The organism is Gordonia sp. UBA7860 (assembly GCF_002500165.1).
GTDB classification, from domain to species: Bacteria; Actinomycetota; Actinomycetes; order Mycobacteriales; family Mycobacteriaceae; genus Gordonia; species Gordonia sputi.
In genome coordinates, this window is the sequence record NZ_DLSO01000200.1 from 1 (window position 1) to 2723 (window position 2723).

General features: G+C 62.4%; 3 protein-coding genes. 2 read left to right on the forward strand and 1 reads right to left on the reverse strand.

What is annotated here, in order from left to right; genetic code table 11:
• Nucleotides 1-1064 (reverse strand): ISL3 family transposase (locus tag B3T59_RS23565; RefSeq protein WP_349681983.1); only part of this gene is annotated, 1064 nt, incomplete at its 3' end.
• Nucleotides 1065-1763: 699 nt separating this feature from the next.
• Here B3T59_RS23565 and B3T59_RS23570 point away from each other — a divergent pair.
• Nucleotides 1764-2084, forward strand: coding sequence for a hypothetical protein (locus B3T59_RS23570; protein WP_287005274.1), 321 nt, complete (start codon nt 1764-1766; stop codon nt 2082-2084).
• Nucleotides 2085-2153: 69 nt separating this feature from the next.
• A partial coding sequence (locus B3T59_RS23575) for an ATP-binding cassette domain-containing protein (protein ID WP_287005275.1) occupies nt 2154-2723 on the forward strand: 570 nt, incomplete at its 3' end.

A 2723-nucleotide genomic window follows, 5' to 3' on the forward strand; every position in this document is an offset into this window, starting at 1 on the left:
GTGGTCAGGTCTCTCTGGTGGTAAGCAGCGCGGAGTTGTTGGGCGCACTGCCATGCGACGAACACCTCGTCGTGGGCCGGGTTCGCCTCGATCGCCGCGATGAGGCGGGCCTGCTGCTTCTCGGTCAGGTTCTCCGCCCCGGCGCGGAGGATGGTCTGGATCCCGTAGAGCGGGTCGCCGGTCCGTCCGCGATGGCCGAGGGTGTCTTGCTGGACCCGGCGGCGGACCTCGTCGACCGCTTGAGTGCCGAGCTTGACGACATGGAACGCGTCCAGCACGGCGGTGGCATCTTGCAGTTTGTCGTCGATCGCGGTCTTGTAACCGGCGAACGGATCCAGCGCCGCGACCTTCACCTGCTTGCGGAATGCGTCGCCACGTGCGCTGAGCCAGGTCGCGTAGGCCTTCCCCGACCTGCCCGGCACGAGGTCCAGCAGCCGGGCCCGCGTCTTCCCGGTGCTGTCGCGGGTGAGGTCGACCATCCCGGTCAGCTCCTTCGGACCGCGCTTGCGCGGGTCGACGTGATGCCAGATGTGCTCGTCAACGCCCAGCGTTGTCACGTTCTCGAACCGGGACTCATCGGCCGCGAGCTTCACAAGCTCCGGCTCGACGGCCCGCCACACCGTCTTCCACGACGTGCCCAGCTGGCGACGCAGTCCTTCGATCGTGGCGTGTTCGCGACGCAGCTGACCGACTGCCCAGACGACCGCGCGTCGGGTGAGTGCCCCACGCGGGGCGACAAGAGACGGCAGCTGTTCCACGAACGTCTGCCGTGCACAGCCCGACTCGTCACACCGCCAGACTCGCTGCCGCCACACGATTCGCACCCGTGTCATGCCGGGCACGTCATGAAGCAGCCGGCGGCGACGTCCACGGCCGGTCGCGACGGTCCCGCACGACGGGCAACCGGCAGGCGCCGCAGGACTCGAGACCGTCACGATCAGTAGTCCGTTGCGGCGGTCCACGTGCTCGACATGGACGCCCTCGAGGCCGAGCAGGAGGTCACAGCGGGAACACGGGTCAGTGGCAGAGCGCGCGTCAGCGCACACCGAAGTAGGGTGAAGCACGTCGAGGTCCTCGTAATGGATCAGGTGGTTAGCGCTTCTGATCCTCGGGGACCTCGACCCCTACCCGTCGAACCTCACCCGGCGAGCCCTACCCCCACCGAAAGTCCGAAGAGCCAGATTAATTGGTGGCTCGAGGTGTCGTACGGAACAGTCTCAATCTGGAAACATGGAAAGATTGATAGGTGCCGATTGAGCGAATCTTGTTTACTATGGGCTTATGAAAACTAAATCAACCCGAAGTGGTCTTTCGCGCGTAATCAGTGGGATTCTGGTTTCAGGGGTGGTGGCCATGGGCCTTGTAGCCGCTGGACCCGATCGTGCCGAAGCGGCGACCATTACTTGCCTGTTGACTCAGAACTATCCACATCCGTCAGTTCATGTTGGTGGAACGATTAACGTTACGAGCTCGATAAAATGTGACAAATCTGCTGCGGAAATTTACATGAAGGTGACCTTGCAGAAAAGTGGTGGCGGTTCTTGGCCAAGTAGCCTCAAGGGTCGCCTCGGCGTAAATTACCTGAAGCACAATTCAGCAACTAACTGTAGTGCCGGGCCGGGCAGTTTTCGGAATGTGACGTATTATCAAGTAGTTGCGCCTCCCAATGTTGGCGGGAGTAAAACTAGTACTGTTTACGGTCCGTGGCGGAGCGTGGCGTGCGGGGTTGCGATGAAGTCGCCCGAACCAGTCATCGTGGAACTATGAGGAAAACCAGTAATTCGGATTCGATTCGGTTCAGTGAAATCCGCGGCGACGATGAAGATTTGCGCAACGAAGTGCCCAACTACCGGGTCGCGTTCTGGGAACAGCGACGCGGTTCGACGCCCGAAGTTGCCTGGTACTCACTCGCCGGTGCTGCGGGGTTTTCCGAGGTACTCGCGTGGACCGAGGTGGAGGCGCAGGGCCGACTCGTGGCGATCTACGTCGAGGTGACTCGCGGCGCCGAGGTCGAGCTGTATCGGCTCACGGGGCACGACCCGAACGATGGCGAACCGGTGTCAATCACCATCTCGAACGGCTAGCTTGATTCCGACGGGCAAGTGCCTCATTGGTAAGACCCAAGACATCGACTGGTAAGTAGACTGGAACATATGGCCGAGTACATCTATCAAATGGTCCGCGCCCGCAAGAAGGTGGGCGACAAGCTCATCCTCGACGACGTGACCATGTCATTCTTCCCTGGCGCCAAGATCGGCATGGTTGGTCCGAACGGCGCCGGTAAGTCCACGATCCTGAAGATCATGGCCGGGCTCGACGAGCCCTCGAACGGCGACGCGAAGCTTACCGCGGGCTTCTCCGTCGGCATCCTGCTGCAGGAGCCGCCGCTCGACGAGACCAAGACGGTGCGCGAAAACGTCGAAGAGGGTGTGGGTGCCATCAAGGGCAAGCTCGACCGCTTCAACGAGATCTCCGCCGAGATGGCGAACCCCGACGCTGACTTCGACGCGCTCATGGAAGAGATGGGCACCCTCCAGACCGCGATTGACGCGGCCGACGCGTGGGATCTCGACAACCAGCTCGAGCAGGCGATGGACGCGCTCCGTTGCCCGCCCGCCGACGAGCCCGTCACGAACCTCTCGGGTGGTGAGCGCCGCCGCGTCGCGCTGTGCAAGCTCCTCCTCGAGAAGCCCGACCTGCTGCTCCTCGACGAGCCGACGAAC

Bases quoted from the DNA above. Each gene is read 5' to 3' on its own strand.
- B3T59_RS23570 (WP_287005274.1), top strand. From the start codon at position 1,764: ATGAGGAAAACCAGTAATTCGGATTCGATTCGGTTCAGTGAAATCCGC.